Raw genomic sequence first — 17,338 nt, 5'->3', positions numbered from 1 at the left:
TCCGCGGAGACCACCACGGTGTGGGACACCCCGGGGGTGTTGTCCACGAAATTGGTGATCAGCCAGTTCAGGTTCTGTGCGGCCTGGCTCATCTGGTTCAACTCAACGCTCCTGGTGATCTGCGCCGTTGCCGTCGCTCCGGCCACCGAAACTATCGAATCCGGGCTGCTGGGCACCATGCTGGAAGCCCGCCTGGTTGGCGGCCTGCTCGGCGCCGGCGCGACGGCCCTGCTGGATGCCGCGACGCAGGTTGGTCAGCCGGCCGCGGACCTCCTCGGGAGCCCGGGAGACCTGGGGACCGGTCAGCGGCGAGGCCTCGGCGGTGCCGGAGACCAGGTTGGCCTGCGGGGTCCGCCGGGGCAGGCCCGACATGGTGACGCCGCTGGTCGAGGGCTCGCGGATCTGCTCGGCGCGGCGCCAGCGCTCGTCGTTCGCGGACGGACGCCACGGCGCGTCGCCGGTGCCCGGCTGCGGCTGGCCCTGCTGCGGAGCCGGCTGGGGGGCCTGCGGCTGCTGGGGGGCCTGCTGCTGAGGAGCCTGTTGCCGCGGGGCCTGCGGCTGCTGCGGGGCCTGCTGCTGCGGAGCCGGCTGGGGCGCCTGCCGCGGCGCCTGCCGCGGAGCGTGCTGCTCCTCGGCCTGCGGCTGGAACTCCGGCGCGGAGGTGCCGGGGCGGCGCGGCTGGTACGGCCGCGGCCGCGCCTGCTGCGGGCCCTCGGACTGCGGGAACCAGGGCTGCTCGCCGCCGGTCGGCAGCGCCATCGGCTCCTGGTGCGGCAGCGGCTGGGGCTGCTGCGGGGCCTGCTCCTGGCGCACCGGCTCCGGACGCGGCGGGTTCGGCACGTTCGGCAGCACCGGCTCGACCAGGCCGAGGCCCAGCGGGTCGCGCGGGTCGATCTGGCTGGCCTCGAAGCGCGGGCGGGCGAACTGCTGGGTGCTCTCCACCGGCGCCGGCTCGGCCGACGGCAGCGGCTGGGGCTGCTGCTGGGCCTGCGGCGGCAGCTGCGGCTGACGGTCGCGCTGCGGCGCGTCCGGACCGGGGCGCTGCGGACCGCGCGGGCCCTGGGCGGCGGGCCGACCGGGGGCGCCGGGGCCCTGCGGGGCCGGACGGCGCTGCGGCAGGCCGTCCTGCGGACGGTTGCCCGGACGGGCGCCCTGCGGCGGCGTGCCGGGACCGCCGGGGCGGCCGTGCTGCGGCTGCTCGCCGGTCCGGGCACCCGGACCGCCGTCGAACTCGCCGCCGGGACGCGGCCGTTCCTGGCCGGGACGGCCCGGCAGGGGCTGACCGGCCTGCGGCTGGTTCGGCTGCGGCTGGCCGGGCTGCTGCGGACGGGCCTGCGGCTGGCCGGGCTGCTGCTGACCGGCCTGGGGCTGGCCGGGCTGCTGACGGTCGCGGCGGGGCAGGCCGTTCGGGCCGCTCTGCGGCGGGCCCTGGCGGCCCGGGGTGCGCTGCGGCAGACCGCCCTGCTGGGCCTGCTGCGGAACCTGCTGGCTCTGCGGGGCCTGCGGAGCCTGCTGGTTCTGCGGAGCCTGCCGCTTCTGCTTCGGCTGCGGCTGGGCGGGCTGTCGGCCCTGGCCCTGCTGACCGCCGCCCTGCGGGGGGTTCTCCCGCAGCGACTGGCCGACCTTGCGGGTCGGCAGACCGCCGCCGGGCGCACCCGGACCGGCCTGCGGACCGGGGCCCGCCTGCGGACCGGGGCCGGCCGGAGCGGTCGGGCCGCCCTGGCCGAGCTGCGGGCGCCCGCCCTGCGGGGCACCGGCGGCCGGGCCCTGGCCGAGCGCGGCCGGACCGCCCTGGCGGCCGGGCGGCATCTGGCGCTGCTGGCGCGGCGTCGGGGCGACCCCGCGCTGCTGCTTGCCCTGGCCGGAGCCGGCCCGGCCGGCACCGGCACCGCGGCGGTCGCCGGAGTTGGTGACGTCCACCGGGAGCATGACCAGCGCGGTGGTGCCACCGGAGTCGCTGGGACGCAGCTGGATGCGGATGCCGTGTCGCAGGGACAGGCGGCCGACCACGAAGAGGCCCATGCGGCGGGAGACGGAGACGTCCACCGTCGGCGGGTTGGCGAGGCGCTCGTTGATCTCGGAGAGGTCGTCGGGGCTCAGGCCGATGCCGGTGTCGTGGATCTCGACCAGCACGCGGCCGTCCGGCAGCGCGTGGCCGGTGACCCGGACGCGGGTCTGCGGGCTGGAGAACGAGGTGGCGTTCTCCAGCAGCTCGGCGAGCAGGTGGACGAGGTCGTTGACGACGCGGCCGGCGACCTCGGCCGACGGCACGGCGGCGAGCTCGATGCGCTCGTACTGCTCCACCTCGGAGGCGGCGGCGCGGAGCACGTCGACCAGCGGGACGGGCCTGGTCCAGCGGCGGCCCGGGTCCTCACCGGCGAGGACGAGGAGGTTTTCGCCGTTGCGGCGCATGCGGGTCGCGAGGTGGTCCAGCTTGAAGAGGTTGGCCAGCTGGTCCGGGTCCGCCTCGCGGCTCTCCAGCTCGGAGATGAGCGACAGCTGGCGCTGGATGAGGCCCTGGCTGCGGCGCGAGAGGTTGGTGAACATCGCGTTGATGTTGCCGCGCAGGAGGGCCTGCTCGGCGGCGAGGCGGACGGCCTCGCTGTGCACCATGTCGAACGCGTGGGCCACGTGGCCGATCTCGTCGGTGGAGTCGATGGCGACCGGCTCGACCGTGGTGTCGACGTCGTGGGGGTCGGCCTCGGAGAGGGTCTTGACCAGCTCGGGCAGGCGGCGCTCGGCGACGTCCTCGGCCGCGGCCTGGAGGCGGGTCAGCGAGCGCACCATCGAGCGGGCGATCAGACCGGCGCCACCGAGGGCGAAGAGCAGCACCAGGGCGATCGCGACACCGATGATCAGGGCGTCGGCATCGGCCTGGGACTGGAGGTCCTGGGCCTTGCCGTCCAGGTTCTCGATGAGCTTGGACTCGATCCGGCGCTCGGCGGTGATCTTGGCGCTGGCCTTCTCGTACCAGTCCTTGTAGGTGACCGCCTCGGTCTGGCGGATGCCGCTCTGGGTGAGGACCGTGGAGGCGTAGCGGTCGGCGTCGGAGACTACCGAGTTGTAGCTCAGCTGGCTGCGCAGGTTGTCCAGGTCGTGCGCGGTGTAGATGTTGTTGAAACTCGCGATCGCGTTGTCGTACGAGCTGCGCAGGCGGATACCGAAGGACTCGTCGCTGGGGCTGAGGTCGGGGCTCTTCGGGTTGGCCAGCGCGGCGCTGATCAGGGCCCGCTGCTGCGAGGTCGCGTCCTTCGCCAGCGAGAACTGCTGGAGCGCGCCGGTGGCGATGACCAGGTCCTTGCTGTTCGACGCGAGCGCGATGTCCTGGGTGATGGACAGCAGGTCGCGGATGATCACGTCGTAGGCGGTGATCGTCGACTGGATGTTCTGGTTGTTCTGGTACGGCAGGCTGCGGGTGTCCGCGATCGAGTTCAGGTCCTTGCGGATCTGGAGCAACAGCGCCTTGCCGCCGGACAGTTGGAGGTCCTCGAACTTGTCGGAGGAGGCGGTGAAGGTGCGGCTCAGGTCGTCGGTGGACTTGCGGGCCGCGACGATGTCGTCGTCCAGCGGGGCGGTCGGGTCGTGGGTGATCGGGCCGGCGCTGATGTCGCGCTCGGTCTGGAGCGCGTCCGCGAGGTTGGTCGCCTTCTTGGCCAGGTCGGAGAGGTTGGCCATCTGGGCGAGTTGCTGCGAGTTCTCCATCGAGCTCTGGATGCGCAGGCCACCGAGGACCAGCGAGACCAGCACGGGGAGGGCGAGCAGCGCGATCAGACGGGTGCGGATGCGCCAGTTGCGCATCGCGAGCCGGCTCAGACCGGTGGCGCGGCGCCGGGTCAGGGAGGTGCGGAGTTTGTCCCGGGTGGACTTCCGCTCCTGGCCGTCCTCCTCCGGGCGGCCGGGGGCCTCGGGTGTCACCGGCTCGGCGGGGCCGCCGGGGGCCGCCGCCTGTTGAGGGGCTGCCACAGGCTCACGCGACTCCGGGTTACCCGCGGCGCCGCTACCCCTTTTGAAACGTCCCTGCACTGGCGTCGCAACCTCTGGACCGGGCGTCCCGCCGCGTCGCCACGGCCTGGACGGTGTCGAGTTTCCATCCGCACCCCGGCCGGTCCGGGAGAGCGGGCACCGGGGTGGACCACTCCCTACCCACGGTCCGTCGCATTCCAGCACAGCCGGGGAATCCCAACAAGGGCCGCAGGTACCGGGTGTCGGGCGCTACCGACCGCTTGCGCGATCTCACGGACTGTGTGCCAACGGGACCGGAATACCGCCTTTTTCGGACACTCGCCGGATGCATGCCAAGCGGGCGCAGCGTCGGGAAGAGTCACAGACCTTCCGGAATGCCCTTTATCGGAGGGAATGTCGGAAAATCCGAGTGCGGCGATATGTCGGATATCTGCGTTTTGCTCGGCATTTTGTGAGCAAAATCACAGCCCAATGTGTAGCTTTGGTCACGGCCTCTGTGGAATGAGATCTCGTAACCTGGCTGTCGCCTGGGCACGGCCTCGAATAAGCCTGCCCAGAACCCCTCCGAATCAATCGGAATCCATCAGGTCGTCCCGATCCGCCGCGATCGGTCCGGCCATGACCACGAGGTGCTCTCGATGTCCCAGGCGAAGAACGCCACCAAGTCCACGCTGTCCTGCCGCCCCACGGCGAACCCGCGCCGGACGACGCTGGCCTCGGTCGAGGACTTCAGCAAGATCCCGGGCGCCCGCAAGCCCGAGGACGTCGTGACCTACGGCACCGAGCTGCCGGCCGCCACCGCCAACCCGCGCCGCATCCAGCTGATGGTCGCGCCGGTCGTCGTCGTTCAGGACTGACCCCCCGCAGCGCCGCGTCGAGGGCGCCGTCGTCACACCCGTGGCGGCGGCGCCCTCGCCGTTGTGCGGCGGGCGCCCTGCGGACCCCCGCGCCCCGGTCGGCCCGGACTCCGCCCCGACCGTCCTGAACAGGGGCAAAGCGGTCAGCCGAGGCCCCACGCGATAGCCTGGAGACCGATTGACGGGGCCGCGCCCACTGCGGGCGGGGCGCCAACCAGCGCCCGGGCGCGCCCCGGGCGGCCGACGAAGCGAGGGGTACCCCAGCCGTGCGCATTGCCAGGTTTTCCGTCCGGGAAGGGAGCCCTGCCGCCGGCAGCGTCTCCTTCGGCGTGGTGGAGGGCGACCCTTCCCAGCCCGACTCGCTGGTCGTCCACGCGCTGGCCGGCCACCCGTTCGGCCAGCCCCAGCCCACCGGCGAGAGCTTCCGCTTCCAGGACGTCCGGCTGCTCAGCCCGATGCTCCCGAACAAGATCGTGGCGGTCGGCCGCAACTACGCGGCCCACGCGGCGGAGCTGGGCAACGACGTCCCGGACGTCCCGCTCACCTTCTTCAAGCCGTCCACCTCGGTGATCGGTCCGACCGAGAACATCGCGTACCCGCCGTTCTCCTCGGACGTCCACCACGAGGCCGAACTCGCCGTGGTGATCGGCCGGATGTGCCGTGAGGTGCCGTTGGACCGGGTGCCCGAGGTGATCCTCGGCTACACCTGCGCCAACGACGTCACCGCCCGGGACGTCCAGCAGCGCGAGGGCCAGTGGGCCCGGGCCAAGGGCTTCGACACGGCCTGCCCGCTGGGCCCGTGGATCGAGACCGACCTCGACCCGAGCGACCTCGCGATCACGTGCACGGTCAACGGCGAGCTCCGCCAGGCCGGCCGCACCTCCCAGATGGTCCGCTCGGTCGCCGAGCTGGTCGTCCACATCTCCGAGGCCATGACGCTGCTGCCCGGCGACGTCATCCTCACCGGCACACCCGCAGGGGTGGGCCCCCTCAACGTCGGCGACGAGGTCGCCGTCTCCATCGAAGGCATCGGCACTCTCACCAACAAGGTGATCAAGCGTGGCTAACACTGACCCGGCCGTCCGGGTTCGCTTCTGTCCCTCCCCGACCGGCAACCCCCACGTGGGCATGGTCCGCACGGCCCTGTTCAACTGGGCCTACGCCCGCCACAACGGCGGCACGCTGGTCTTCCGGATCGAGGACACCGACTCCGCCCGCGACTCCGAGGAGTCGTACAACCAGCTGCTCGACGCGATGCGCTGGCTCGGCCTCGACTGGGACGAGGGCCCGGAGGTCGGCGGCCCGAACGCGCCGTACCGGCAGTCGCAGCGGATGGACATCTACGCCGATGTCGCCCGCCGCCTGCACGAGGCGGGCCACGCCTACCACTGCTACTGCTCCACCGAGGAGCTGGACGCCCGCCGCGAGGCCGCCCGCGCGGCCGGCAAGCCCTCCGGCTACGACGGCCACTGCCGCGAGCTGACCGACGAGCAGGTCGCCGTCTACAAGCTGGAGAAGCGCGAGCCGATCCTGCGCTTCCGGATGCCCGACAAGACCATCAGTTTCGACGACCTGGTCCGCGGCACGCTCACCTTCGAGCCGGAGAACGTGCCGGACTACGGCATCGTGCGGGCCAACGGCGCCCCGCTCTACACCCTGGTCAACCCGGTGGACGACGCCCTGATGGGCATCACCCACGTGCTGCGCGGTGAGGACCTGCTGTCCTCCACCCCGCGGCAGGTCGCGCTGTACGCCGCGCTCGCCGAGATCGGCGTCGGCAACGGCACCACCCCGCGCTTCGGCCACCTGCCGTACGTGATGGGCGAGGGCAACAAGAAGCTCTCCAAGCGCGACCCGCAGTCCTCGCTCAACATGTACCGCGAGCGTGGCTTCATCCGCGAGGGCCTGCTCAACTACCTGTCCCTGCTGGGCTGGTCGCTGGCCGAGGACCGCGACCTGTTCGACATGGACGAGATGGTCGCCGCCTTCGACGTCACCAAGGTGAACGCCAACCCGGCCCGCTTCGACCTGAAGAAGTGCGAGGCGATCAACGCCGAGCACGTCCGCCGGCTGGCCCCGGAGGACTTCGTCCGCCGCTTGGTGCCCTTCCTCCAGGGCGCCGAGCTGCTGCCGGCCGAGCCCACCGCCGAGCAGCTGGACCTGCTCGCCAAGGTGGCGCCGCTCACCCAGGAGCGGATGGTCGTGCTGAGCGAGATCGTGAACATGGCCGGCTTCCTGTTCGTGGCGCCGGAGAAGTTCGCCGTCGACCCGGACGACGCCGCCAAGGTGCTCACCGCGGACGCCCGCCCGGTGCTGGAGGCCAGCATCAAGGCGCTGGAGGAGCTCGCGGACTTCACCCCGGAGCCGATCCAGGCCGCGCTGCGCGAGGCACTGGTGGACGGGCTGGGCATCAAGCCCAAGTTCGCCTTCACGCCGCTGCGGGTGGCCGTCACCGGCCGCCGGGTCTCCCCGCCGCTGTTCGAGTCCATGGAGCTGCTGGGACGCCCTGAGACGCTGCGCAGGCTGCGGTCCTCCCTGGACGCCCTGCCGGCCGCCTGAGCGGGCCGCTGAGCAGGCCGCGGGCCCGGCTTCGTGCCGGGCCCGCGGCGTACCCGGAGGTCATCCGCAGGCCTCCCGGCCGCTGCCTGGGGTTATCGATTTTGGACCCGGGGCCGACGTCGGGTAATGTTCTTTCTGCGCCGCCCGGGAGGGAACGGACGAGGGAACGAAAGCCCCTCGGAAGGGACCGACCGAGAGGCGCAACGCCTGAGAAGGGCCCGCGAGGGTTCAACTCTGGTGGGGTATGGTGTAATTGGCAGCACGAGTGATTCTGGTTCATTTAGTCTAGGTTCGAGTCCTGGTACCCCAGCGCAGTACGTGAGTACGGCAACATAAAAGAAGATCAAGCCCCCGTTGTGTAGCGGCCTAGCACGCTGCCCTCTCACGGCAGTAGCGCCGGTTCGAATCCGGTCGGGGGTACTGATCCCGCAAGGGATCGACCGGTCCCGCGAGGGACCACCTGGAAAGCCCCCGTTGTGTAGCGGCCTAGCACGCTGCCCTCTCACGGCAGTAGCGCCGGTTCGAATCCGGTCGGGGGTACTTCAGAGCAGGAAGCCGATGGGCTCGCCCATCGGCCCTTGCTTTGTGTTGGGGTATGGTGTAATTGGCAGCACGAGTGATTCTGGTTCATTTAGTCTAGGTTCGAGTCCTGGTACCCCAGCCAGAAATTGGAAAGACCCCGGTTCCCCGGGGTCTTTTTCGTTGTGCAGTGGAGGCTTCCCGAAAGGGCCCCACCCGGTCGCGGGTGGGGCCCTTTCGGCGTTCTGCGGGGCCCGGTCGACCGGTGCGGGGAGGGCCTCCGCGCGGGCCTCCGCGCTGTCCATGCGCTAAGACCGCGGTCTCACTCCGCGAGACACCAGTTCAATCTCCGGCGAAAAGCGCCACTCTGGACGGGAGCGGCCCGGAAGTCTCGCGGGCGGCGCACACGCTTTGACCTCGACGACACTCGACGACACGAGAAGGCCGGCAGCGCGGCCGGCTGGAGGGAATCCGATGGGACGGACACTCGCAGAGAAGGTCTGGGACGACCACGTCGTGCGGCGTGCGGAGGGTGAGCCCGACCTCCTCTTCATCGACCTGCACCTGCTCCACGAGGTCACCAGCCCGCAGGCCTTCGACGGGCTGCGGCTGGCCGGCCGCACGGTCCGCCGCACCGATCTGACGATCGCCACCGAGGACCACAACACCCCCACCCTGGACATCGACAAGCCGATCGCCGACCCGGTCTCCAGGGTGCAGCTGGAGACCCTGCGCAGGAACGCCGCCGAGTTCGGCGTCCGGATCCACTCGCTCGGCGACGTCGAGCAGGGCGTCGTGCACGTCGTCGGCCCGCAGCTCGGCCTGACCCAGCCCGGCATGACCGTGGTCTGCGGCGACTCCCACACCTCCACCCACGGCGCCTTCGGCGCGCTGGCGTTCGGCATCGGAACCAGCCAGGTCGAGCACGTGCTGGCCACCCAGACCCTGCCGCTGGCGCCGTTCCGGACCATGGCGGTCACCGTCGAGGGCGAACTGCCCGAGGGCGTCACCGCCAAGGACCTGATCCTGGCCGTCATCGCGAAGATCGGCACCGGCGGCGGCCAGGGCTACGTCCTGGAGTACCGCGGTTCGGCGATCCGGGGCCTGTCCATGGAGGCCCGGATGACCATCTGCAACATGTCGATCGAGGCCGGCGCCCGGGCGGGCATGATCGCCCCGGACGAGACCACCTTCGCGTACCTCCAGGGCCGCCCGCACGCCCCGCAGGGCGAGGACTGGGACGCCGCCGTCGCGTACTGGAAGACCCTGGGCACCGACGAGGACGCGGTCTTCGACCACGAGATCTTCATCGACGCGAGCGAGCTGACCCCGTTCGTCACCTGGGGCACCAACCCCGGTCAGGGCGCCCCGCTGGGCGCGAACGTGCCCGACCCGGCCTCCTTCGCCGACCCGCAGGAGCGCGTCGCCGCCGAGAACGCCCTGCGGTACATGGGCCTGGAGGCCGGCACCCCGCTGCGCGAGGTGACCGTCGACGCCGTCTTCGTCGGCTCCTGCACCAACGGCCGGATCGAGGACCTGCGGGCCGCCGCCGCCGTCCTGGAGGGACGCCGGATCGCCGACGGCGTGCGGATGCTGGTCGTCCCCGGGTCCGTCCGGGTCGCCCTGCAGGCCGTCGAGGAGGGGCTGGACAAGGTGTTCACCGCGGCCGGTGCCGAATGGCGCCACGCGGGCTGCTCGATGTGCCTGGGCATGAACCCCGACCAGCTCGCCCCGGGGGAGCGCTGCGCCTCCACCTCGAACCGCAACTTCGAGGGCCGGCAGGGCAAGGGCGGCCGCACCCACCTGGTCTCCCCGCAGGTCGCCGCCGCGACCGCTCTCCTGGGTCGCCTCGCGGCCCCCGCCGACCTGACCGCCGACGTCGCAGCCGTGGAGGCCTGAGCCATGGAGAAGTTCACCACCCACACCGGCCGGGCCGTCCCGCTGCGCCGCAGCAACGTGGACACCGACCAGATCATCCCGGCCCACTGGCTCAAGAAGGTCACCCGATCCGGCTTCGAGGGCGGCCTGTTCGAGGCCTGGCGCAAGGACGAGTCGTTCATCCTCAACCGGCCCGAGCGGCAGGGTGCCACGGTCCTGGTGGCCGGCCCCGAGTTCGGCACCGGCTCCTCCCGGGAGCACGCCGTCTGGGCGCTCCAGAACTACGGCTTCCACGCGGTCATCTCGTCGCGCTTCGCCGACATCTTCCGGGGCAACTCCCTGAAGAACGGCCTGCTGACGGTCGTGCTGCCGCAGGAGACCGTGGAGCGGCTCTGGGTGCTCACGGAGAGTGACCCCTCGGCCGAGATCACCGTCGACCTGGAGGCGCGCGAAGTGCGTGCCGAAGGCGTCACGGCGGCCTTCGAACTGGACGACAACGTGCGGTGGCGGCTGCTCAACGGCCTGGACGACATCAGCATCACGCTGCGGAACGAGGCCGACATCGCGGCCTTCGAGGCGACCCGTCCGAGCTTCAAGCCCCGTACTCTGCCTGCCGCCTGAGTTCCCCTCAGAACAAGCATTCTGACGATCCACCGGATGGCCCGCGCCCCCCTCGGGGGGGCCGGGCCATCCGTCGTTCCGGAGCACGAGTTAGCGCCGGGGCCCGCCCCGGATTGCCCATTTGGCTTTGCGGAAGAGGGGCCCGCGCAAGTACAACTGCGGGTAGATGGCACAATCAGTACATGCACCGGCACCATGAACCTCCGTACGCGGGCGGCGAACCCGCGGCTGAGGACTCCATGGGCCGGCCATCCGAACGCCGAATTGACGACCGGCCGGACGTCACCTCCGCACCAGCTGAGGGGCCGGACGACCAGGAAGTCGCAGCGCTCTACGCGCTCGTGGCCGAGCGGTTGAAGCAAGCTCACGCCCGCGTGCATGCGCTGAACGTGTCTGCCGATGCAAAGACCGCTCTCACCCGGCAACTCCTCATCGTCACCGAGACCGCCAAGCGCGATCTTCCGGAGGCGGCAAGGCGGTTGAGTCGCTTTGTACATGACCTCGACGAGCGGCCCCCGCCGCTCGACTGAGGTCGCCGACGCGCAAATCCATTGCGACACTAGGGTGATTCGCGCGTTTGGTAATTGAAAGTCCGCAGATACATACCTAACGTGCGAAAAGAACGGATGGAATCATCCGGCGCCCGTTTCCGAAGGGGAAGACGTGAACAAGGCTCAGCTTGTCGAAGCGGTGGCCGAGCAGCTGGGCGGTCGCAAGGCTGCCGCAGAGGCCGTCGACGCAGTGCTCGACACCATGGTCCGTGCCGTTGTGGCCGGTGACCGGGTTTCGGTCACCGGGTTCGGCACCTTCGAGAAGGTGGAGCGCTCCGCGCGCTTCGCCCGCAACCCGCAGACCGGCGAGCGGGTCAAGGTCAAGAAGACCTCGGTCCCGCGCTTCCGTCCGGGTCAGGGCTTCAAGGACCTGGTCAGCGGCAGCAAGAAGCTGCCGAAGGAAGGCCCCTCGGTGAAGAAGGCCCCCAAGGGCTCCCTCACCCCGGGCAAGAGCGGCGTCGCCGCCACCCCGGCCGCCAAGCGTGCCGCCACCAAGCGTGCCGCCGCTGCCGCCGCCGCTCCGGCCACCAAGAAGGCCGCCGCGAAGAAGACGGTGACCACGGCCGCCGCCAAGAAGGCCGCCACCACGGCTGCCGCCAAGAAGACCACGGCCACCGCCAAGAAGGCGACCGCGAAGACCACGGCCGCGAAGACCACCGCCGCCAAGAAGACCACGGCGACCGCGACCAAGGCCGCCGCGACCAAGAAGACGGCCGCGGCGAAGAAGGCGACCACCACGGCTGCCGCCAAGAAGACCACGGCCACCGCCAAGAAGGCGACCGCCACGGCCAAGAAGACGGCGCCGGCGAAGAAGACCGCCACCCGCAAGACCACCGCGCGCAAGACCTCTGCCAAGTAAGTCCCGCGCGACCGTCCTCGGACGGCCTTCGGCCAGGAGCCGCGGCACCCCTTCCGTGAATTCACGGAGACCGGGCGCCGCGGCTCTTTCGGTTTCCGGGCGCTCGGTCAGGAATCGACGGCGTACGGCGGCGCGGGGGCGACCAGGACGGCGTGACGGAAAGCGGGCCGGTGGCCTGGGCGGGGGCCGATCGGGCCGGTCAGGCCTCGGCGGGGTCGGGGAAGGTCTGGAGCGTCACGAAGACCACCCGGCGGGCCTCGCCGGTGCCCTCGGTGCGGATCCGCACCCGCTGGCCGGGGCGCAGCAGCCGCAGGCCGCCGGCGTCGAAGGCGGCCGCGTCGAACGGCACCGGGGTCCCGTCGTCGAGCAGCACGGAGCCGGCCCGGGTGGCGGGGTCGAAGGTGAACGCGGTGGCCTGCATGCGAGCAGCATAGCGAGCGGGCCGTCCTGGGCCCGGGAGCAGGTCGGGCGGCGTCCCGGACGGGGCCGGGGCGGGCTCGGAACAGGCTCGGCGCGGGCTCGGGGCAGGCTCAGTGCGTGCTCAGCGCAGGCTCAGGCGGGCGAACAGGGCGCTGGTGTGCGGGCCGAGGCCGAGCACCGCGGCCTCGCCGAGGTCCGCCCCGGTGTCCACGTCCCGGCGCACCGACTCCACGTCCGCGAGGCGCAGTTCGAGCGCCCCGCCGGCCGCGTGCCGGGCCCGGGAGCCGTCCCCGAAGGCGGGGGAGAGCGGTCGGCCGGGGGCGCAGGCGAGCAGCGTGGTGCCGAGGCCGGGGGAGTCCGGCAGGAAGGCCCGGCCGTCGGGCGGCACCGCGCCCAGCACCCGGGCGAGTTCGGCCGGGCGCAGTGCCGGGAGGTCGGCCGAGAGCGCGGCCAGCGGGGCCCGCGGGGCCAGCGCCCGGGCCCGCGCGGCGCCGTGCGCCAGCGCCCGGTTGAGGCCGCCGCCGGGCTCGTCGGCGACCACCAGGGCGCCGAGCGCGGCGAGCCGGGCGCCGGCCCCGGCGTCGCGGGTGACCACCAGGACCCGGCCGACGCCCGGAGTGGCCAGGGCGGCGCTGACGGTGTCCAGCGCGAAGGACAGTGCCAGGTCGGCCCGGTGCGGTCCGGCGTACGGGGCCAGTCTGCTCTTGGCCAGGTCGAGCGACTTGAGCGGAAGCACCAGCGACCAGCCGGCCGTGGGTGCGGGGGGCGCGACGGGCCCACTGGGGCGTACGGTGTCCTGGGTCATCGGCGTCATTGTGTCGCCGGTCCCGGAGCCCTCGCCAGGCCGTTCGAGCTGTGCGGACGTGCGTTTGATCACGCCCGCCGGGCGGGTTGGCGCGGTTGCTCGACAGCCGGTGAGCGGGCGGGCGACACTGTTCCGCGCCCGTGGCCCGGGCACCGGCGGAAGAAACGGTGCGCGGCACCGGGAAGCCATGACCGCGGTGATCCGTGCCGCATCGGATGAGAAGGAGCTGGGGTGGCCCGCCGCTCGTACGCCAAGTTCGGCAACGCCGACTACGGCATCTGGTACCGCTTCGCGGCCGTGCTGGTGAAACCGGTGACGACCGCCCTGGTGAAGCCCGACTGGCGGGGCTGGGAGCACATTCCGAAGAACGGCGGTTTCATCGCCGCGGTGAACCACAATTCGATCATCGACCCGGTGATCTACGCGCACTGGCAGTACAACAGCGGACGTCCGCCGCGCATTCTCGGCAAGTCCTCGCTGTTCTCGATCCCCTTCATCGGATTCATGCTGCGCAAGACCGGCCAGATTCCGGTGTTCCGCGAGTCCACCGACGCCGCGCAGGCGTTCCGGGCCGCGATCGACGCGATCAACGGCGGCCAGTGCGTGCAGTTCTACCCGGAGGGCACGCTCACCCGGGACCCCGACCTGTGGCCGATGACCGGCAAGAGCGGGGTCGCCCGGGTCGCGCTGATGACCGGTGCGCCGGTCATCCCGGTCGCGCACTGGGGCGCCCACGAGATCATCCCGCCGTACGGCCGGCCCGGTTACGGGAAGGGCAAGTTCAACCTCTTCCCGCGGCACAGGGTCACCGTCGCGGCCGGGCCGCCGGTGGACCTCAGCAAGTACCGGGGGCAGGAGCTCACCACCCAGGTGCTCGCCGACGCGACCGAGGACATCATGACGGCGATCACCGCCGTACTGGCCGAGGTCCGGGGCGAGGAACCGCCGGCCGAGCGCTACGACATGCGCAAGGCCGCCCGGGAGCGTGCCGCGGCCGCGCTGGCCGAGCGCCGGCGCGCCAAGGGCGAGCGGATCAAGGGCACCGAGGAGGACGGCAAGTGACCCGCTGCGCCGTGATGGGGACCGGCTCCTGGGGCACCGCGTTCGCGCTGGTGCTCGCCGACGCGGGCTGCGAGGTCGTGCTGTGGGCCCGCCGCCAGGAACTGGTGGACGCCGTCAACTCCACCCACGAGAACCCGGACTACCTGCCGGGCGTCCGGCTGCCCGACACCGTGCGGGCCACCACCGACGCCGCCGAGGCGCTGGCCGGCGCCGACTTCGCGGTGCTCGTGGTGCCCTCGCAGACGCTGCGCGACAACCTGGCCGCCTGGACGCCGCTGATCGAGCCGCAGACCGTGCTGGTGAGCCTGATGAAGGGCATCGAACTCGGCACCGCCAAGCGGATGAGCGAGGTGATCGACGAGGTCACCGGCGTCGGCCCGGAGCGCGTCGCGGTGGTCAGCGGGCCCAACCTGGCCAAGGAGATCGCCAACCGGCAGCCCGCGGCCAGTGTGGTCGCCTGCTCCGACGAGACGGTCGCCAAGCGGCTCCAGGCGGCCTGCCACACGCCGTACTTCCGGCCGTACACCAACACCGACGTGGTGGGCTGCGAACTCGGCGGCGCGGTCAAGAACGTGATCGGCCTGGCGGTCGGCATGGCGGCCGGCATGGGGCTCGGCGACAACACCAAGGCGACCCTGATCACCCGCGGGCTGGCCGAGACCACCCGGCTCGGCGAGGTGCTGGGCGCGGACCCGCACACCTTCGCGGGACTGGCCGGGATGGGCGACCTGGTGGCCACCTGCTCCTCACCGCTGTCGCGCAACAACACCTTCGGCATGAACCTGGGCCGGGGCATGTCGCTCGCGGAGACCATCGCGGCCACCCGGCAGACCGCCGAGGGCGTCAAGTCCTGCGAGTCGGTGCTGGACCTGGCCCGGCGCAACGGGGTCGACATGCCGATCGTCGAGGCCGTGGTGGACGTGGTGCACAACGAGCGGCCCATCAAGGAGGTCCTGCAGGCGCTGATGTCGCGTTCGGCGAAGCCGGAGCGGCGCTGAGCCCGCAGGGCGGCTTCGGCGGCGTCCGGTTCCCCGCCGCCGCCGGCTCCCGGGCGCCGCTCGCCTTCCGCCCGGGCCTCGCACGGTAGTCTCAAACCCGATATGAGCATCGAACAGACCTCCCCGAACCGGCCCGACCGGAAGCCGCGCGTCGCGCTGGTCTTCGGCGGGCGCAGCTCCGAGCACGCCATCTCGGTCTCCACCGCGGGCAGTGTGCTCAGGGCGATCGACCGCGACAAGTACGACGTGCTGCCGATCGGCATCACGCACGAGGGCCGCTGGGCGCTGACCAGCGACGAGCCGGCCCGGATGGCCATCACCGACGGGCGGCTGCCGGACGTGGCGCACGTCGCCGAGGGCGTCGACGGCCAGGTCGCGCTGCCGGTCGCCCCGGGCAACCGCGAGGTGGTCCTGACCGAGCCGGGCAGCGCCCCCAAGGCGCTCGGCGAGGTCGACGTGGTGTTCCCGCTGCTGCACGGCCCGTGGGGCGAGGACGGCACGCTCCAGGGCCTGCTGGAGCTCTCCGGCGTCCCGTACGTCGGCAACGGCGTGCTGGCCAGCGCGGCCGGCATGGACAAGGAGTTCGCCAAGCGGATCCTGGCCTCGCACGGTCTGGAGGTCGGCCGTTACACCATCGTGCGGCCGCGCGACTGGGAGTCCGAGGAGGGCCGCGCCGCGGTGCGCGAGCGGGCCGCCGAGCTGGGCCTGCCGGTGTTCGTGAAGCCCTGCCGGGCCGGCTCCAGCATCGGCATCACCAAGGTGAAGGACCTGGCCGACCTCGACGCCGCGATCGAGGAGGCCCGTCGGCACGACCCCAAGCTGATCATCGAGGCGGGCGTGACCGGCCGCGAGATCGAGTGCGGCGTGCTGGAGTTCGAGGACGGCCCGCGGGCCAGCGTGGCCGGCGAGATCCTGGTCGGCGAGGGCTTCGACTTCTACGACTTCGATGCCAAGTACATCGACTCCTCGGACGTGAAGATCCCGGCGGACCTGACCGCCGAGGAGCTCGCCGAGATCCAGCGCCAGGCGATCGAGGCCTTCGAGGCGCTCGGCTGCGAGGGCCTAGCCCGGGTGGACTTCTTCCTGCTGGAGGACGGCACCTGGATGATCAACGAGATCAACACCATGCCCGGCTTCACCCCGATCTCGGCCTACCCGAAGATGTGGGCGGCCAGCGGGGTCTCGTACCCGGAGCTGATCGACCGGCTGCTCGGCGCTGCGCTGCGCCGCTCGACCGGGCTGCGCTAGCGGGCCGTACGGCGCAGGGCGGGCCGGGAGCTTCCCGGCCCGCCCTGCGTTCGTCGTGCTCAGCCGGGGATGTTGGCCTTGACCAGCGGGGTGAGCGCGGCGGCCGGGTCCAGCGGGCTGCTGTAGACGCCGGGCGGGGAGATCACCTCGACGTAGGCCGCGCGCATGGTCGTGACCAGGCGGTAGCTCCCGTCGTCCAGCTTCTGCGACCACCAGGTGAGGTCGTCGACGGTCGGGGACAGGTCCTTGGCGTGCGGCCCGTCCAGCTCCTCGGGCCGGTCGACGCCGCAGCGCAGGACCGTCCGGGGCGAGCTGTCCCAGACGGCCACGTACGGCGAGGCGGGCGACGGGTCCTTGCGGGCGTGCCCGAGCAGCTCCTTCGGCAGCGCGGCGGCCAGGGCCCTGCAGTAGCCGGCCGCCCTACCGGTCGGGTCCGGGACCTCGATGGCCCGGTCGGCCGGGCCCCAGCTGCCCACCAGCACCACGACCGTGCAGGTCAGGGCGACGGGCAGGGCCAGCCAGCGGACCGGGGCCGGCAGGGCGGTCAGCGCCTTGGGGACGCGCAGTTCTCTGGCCACCCGCCGATGGTAACCGGGCCTTACGCGCCCGGGCTCCCGGTGCGCCGGCCCGCCCCGGCCCACGGGCCCTAGAGGTGCACCACGGGGCAGGTGAGGGTGCGGGTGATGCCCTCGACCTTCTGGACCCGGGCCACCACCATGCGGCCCAGCTCGTCCACCGTCCCGGCCTCGGCCTTGACGATCACGTCGTACGGGCCGGTGACGTCCTCGGCGGTGAGCACGCCCGGGATCTCGGAAATGGTCTGGGCCACGGAGGTGGCCTTCCCAACCTCGGTCTGGATCAGGATGTATGCCTGTACCACGGGGACCTCCCGGCGGCCGGTTCAAGGGGGGATCGCCGCCGTGAGCACCCGGTCAGGCGTGTGGGTGGATGGGCTCACCGGCAGTCTGATCACCACGCTACCCCGCGGTGGGCCGGGG

General features: G+C 72.0%; 15 protein-coding genes, 4 tRNA genes and 1 pseudogene. 14 read left to right on the top strand and 6 right to left on the bottom strand.

What is annotated here, in order from left to right; translation table 11 throughout:
* Both ACGF0D_RS29885 and ACGF0D_RS29880 read right to left on the bottom strand, forming a co-directional pair.
* A pseudogene (locus ACGF0D_RS29885) lies at positions 1–92 on the bottom strand (roadblock/LC7 domain-containing protein); the annotation flags it as partial.
* Between the two features lie 10 nt (positions 93–102).
* Entirely contained in the window at positions 103–3,963 is a 3,861-nt protein-coding gene (locus tag ACGF0D_RS29880; protein ID WP_392921447.1) for a nitrate- and nitrite sensing domain-containing protein, read from the bottom strand.
* Between the two features lie 638 nt (positions 3,964–4,601).
* On the opposite strand from ACGF0D_RS29880, the gene ACGF0D_RS29875 reads away from it, so the two are divergent.
* The 11 genes from ACGF0D_RS29875 (at position 4,602) to ACGF0D_RS29825 (ending at position 11,807) form a co-directional block, all read left to right on the top strand.
* Complete coding sequence (locus ACGF0D_RS29875) at positions 4,602–4,820, top strand: hypothetical protein (RefSeq protein ID WP_392883864.1); 219 nt, start codon at positions 4,602–4,604, stop codon at positions 4,818–4,820.
* A gap of 266 nt (positions 4,821–5,086) precedes the next feature.
* Positions 5,087–5,887, top strand: a complete 801-nt coding sequence (locus ACGF0D_RS29870) for a fumarylacetoacetate hydrolase family protein (protein WP_392921444.1) — start codon at positions 5,087–5,089, stop codon at positions 5,885–5,887.
* The gene (gene gltX, locus ACGF0D_RS29865; RefSeq protein WP_392921442.1) at positions 5,880–7,379 is read left to right on the top strand and encodes a glutamate--tRNA ligase; all 1,500 of its coding nucleotides are present in this window, start codon (positions 5,880–5,882) and stop codon (positions 7,377–7,379) included. The genes ACGF0D_RS29870 and gltX overlap by 8 nt, the downstream gene beginning before the upstream one ends.
* Positions 7,380–7,617: 238 nt before the next feature.
* Positions 7,618–7,689: transfer RNA gene (locus ACGF0D_RS29860), tRNA-Gln, on the top strand.
* A 37-nt stretch (positions 7,690–7,726) separates the two neighbouring features.
* Positions 7,727–7,799: transfer RNA gene (locus ACGF0D_RS29855), tRNA-Glu, on the top strand.
* A gap of 47 nt (positions 7,800–7,846) precedes the next feature.
* Positions 7,847–7,919: transfer RNA gene (locus ACGF0D_RS29850), tRNA-Glu, on the top strand.
* 49 nt (positions 7,920–7,968) lie between these two features.
* Positions 7,969–8,043: transfer RNA gene (locus ACGF0D_RS29845), tRNA-Gln, on the top strand.
* Positions 8,044–8,372: 329 nt separating this feature from the next.
* Positions 8,373–9,797 carry a 3-isopropylmalate dehydratase large subunit gene (leuC, locus tag ACGF0D_RS29840; protein ID WP_392921439.1) on the top strand — a complete coding sequence of 475 codons (1,425 nt, stop codon included), beginning with the start codon at positions 8,373–8,375 and terminating at the stop codon, positions 9,795–9,797.
* A gap of 3 nt (positions 9,798–9,800) precedes the next feature.
* A complete protein-coding gene (leuD, locus tag ACGF0D_RS29835) occupies positions 9,801–10,397 on the top strand; it encodes a 3-isopropylmalate dehydratase small subunit (protein WP_392883858.1) in 597 nt (198 codons plus the stop codon).
* 182 nt (positions 10,398–10,579) lie between these two features.
* Positions 10,580–10,927 carry a hypothetical protein gene (locus ACGF0D_RS29830; RefSeq protein WP_392883857.1) on the top strand — a complete coding sequence of 116 codons (348 nt, stop codon included), beginning with the start codon at positions 10,580–10,582 and terminating at the stop codon, positions 10,925–10,927.
* Between the two features lie 133 nt (positions 10,928–11,060).
* Complete coding sequence (locus ACGF0D_RS29825) at positions 11,061–11,807, top strand: HU family DNA-binding protein (RefSeq protein ID WP_392883855.1); 747 nt, start codon at positions 11,061–11,063, stop codon at positions 11,805–11,807.
* A gap of 199 nt (positions 11,808–12,006) precedes the next feature.
* Here ACGF0D_RS29825 and ACGF0D_RS29820 read toward each other — a convergent pair whose 3' ends face one another.
* Both ACGF0D_RS29820 and cofC read right to left on the bottom strand, forming a co-directional pair.
* Positions 12,007–12,228 carry a hypothetical protein gene (locus ACGF0D_RS29820; protein ID WP_392883854.1) on the bottom strand — a complete coding sequence of 74 codons (222 nt, stop codon included), beginning with the start codon at positions 12,226–12,228 and terminating at the stop codon, positions 12,007–12,009.
* A 120-nt stretch (positions 12,229–12,348) separates the two neighbouring features.
* Positions 12,349–13,032: a 2-phospho-L-lactate guanylyltransferase gene (gene cofC, locus ACGF0D_RS29815; RefSeq protein WP_392921436.1), complete on the bottom strand. Its 684-nt coding sequence runs from the start codon at positions 13,030–13,032 to the stop codon at positions 12,349–12,351.
* 231 nt (positions 13,033–13,263) lie between these two features.
* Between cofC and ACGF0D_RS29810 the strand changes: the two genes are divergently transcribed.
* From ACGF0D_RS29810 to ACGF0D_RS29800, 3 genes are all read left to right on the top strand, one after another.
* Positions 13,264–14,094 carry a lysophospholipid acyltransferase family protein gene (locus ACGF0D_RS29810; RefSeq protein ID WP_392921433.1) on the top strand — a complete coding sequence of 277 codons (831 nt, stop codon included), beginning with the start codon at positions 13,264–13,266 and terminating at the stop codon, positions 14,092–14,094.
* Positions 14,091–15,092 carry an NAD(P)H-dependent glycerol-3-phosphate dehydrogenase gene (locus tag ACGF0D_RS29805; RefSeq protein WP_392883850.1) on the top strand — a complete coding sequence of 334 codons (1,002 nt, stop codon included), beginning with the start codon at positions 14,091–14,093 and terminating at the stop codon, positions 15,090–15,092. Before ACGF0D_RS29810 ends, ACGF0D_RS29805 begins: the two co-directional genes overlap by 4 nt.
* A 102-nt stretch (positions 15,093–15,194) precedes the next feature.
* Positions 15,195–16,340 (top strand): D-alanine--D-alanine ligase family protein, encoded by a 1,146-nt coding sequence (locus ACGF0D_RS29800; RefSeq protein WP_392883848.1) that lies wholly within the window; start codon positions 15,195–15,197, stop codon positions 16,338–16,340.
* Positions 16,341–16,399: 59 nt separating this feature from the next.
* Here ACGF0D_RS29800 and ACGF0D_RS29795 read toward each other — a convergent pair whose 3' ends face one another.
* Together ACGF0D_RS29795 and ACGF0D_RS29790 are read right to left on the bottom strand one after the other, a co-directional pair.
* On the bottom strand, positions 16,400–16,918 hold the full coding sequence (locus ACGF0D_RS29795; protein WP_392921430.1) for a DUF3515 family protein: 519 nt from the start codon (positions 16,916–16,918) through the stop codon (positions 16,400–16,402).
* Between the two features lie 68 nt (positions 16,919–16,986).
* Complete coding sequence (locus tag ACGF0D_RS29790) at positions 16,987–17,220, bottom strand: Lrp/AsnC family transcriptional regulator (RefSeq protein ID WP_392883844.1); 234 nt, start codon at positions 17,218–17,220, stop codon at positions 16,987–16,989.
* Positions 17,221–17,338: the final 118 nt, after the last annotated feature.

This window comes from Kitasatospora sp. NPDC048298 (assembly GCF_043201465.1).
Lineage (GTDB): Bacteria > Actinomycetota > Actinomycetes > Streptomycetales > Streptomycetaceae > Kitasatospora.
The sequence above is the reverse complement of the archived record's forward strand: the minus strand, read 5'-3'. Positions and strand labels throughout refer to the sequence as shown.